This is a genomic window from Cupriavidus sp. SIMBA_020 (assembly GCF_046535395.1).
Taxonomy (GTDB): Bacteria; Pseudomonadota; Gammaproteobacteria; order Burkholderiales; family Burkholderiaceae; genus Cupriavidus; species Cupriavidus campinensis.
This window is the reverse complement of the sequence record NZ_JAWRWU010000196.1, coordinates 1-343: the sequence shown is the minus strand read 5'-3', so window position 1 is coordinate 343 and position 343 is coordinate 1. Positions and strand designations below refer to the sequence as shown.

Below are 343 nucleotides of genomic sequence, written 5' to 3'. Positions count from 1 at the left end.
CCCCACCCACGCCGCCAGATGCCGAACCGGATAGCCGTACCCGTGAGCAATTGCTCAAGGAGAACGAGTACCTGCGCGCGGAGGTGGCCTACCTAAAAAAACTCGATGCCTTGATTCGGGCGGGGCAACGTCAGACGCGACGCGCAAAGCGCAAGTAGTGCTCGAATTAAGGCAAGACCATGCATTGTCGATCCTGCTGAACGTGGCGGGCCTGGCGCGCAGCACCTTCTACTACCAGCGGAAGGTACTTCGGGCGGGGGACCGTTACGCCGCACTCAAGCAACGCATCCAGGCAATCTACGCATACCACCGGGGCCGGTATGGCTATCGGCGAATTACGGCG

General features: G+C 60.9%; 1 pseudogene. It reads left to right on the top strand.

The annotated features are described in order from the left end of the window. A pseudogene (locus SB751_RS28795) lies at window positions 1-343 on the top strand (IS3 family transposase); the annotation flags it as partial.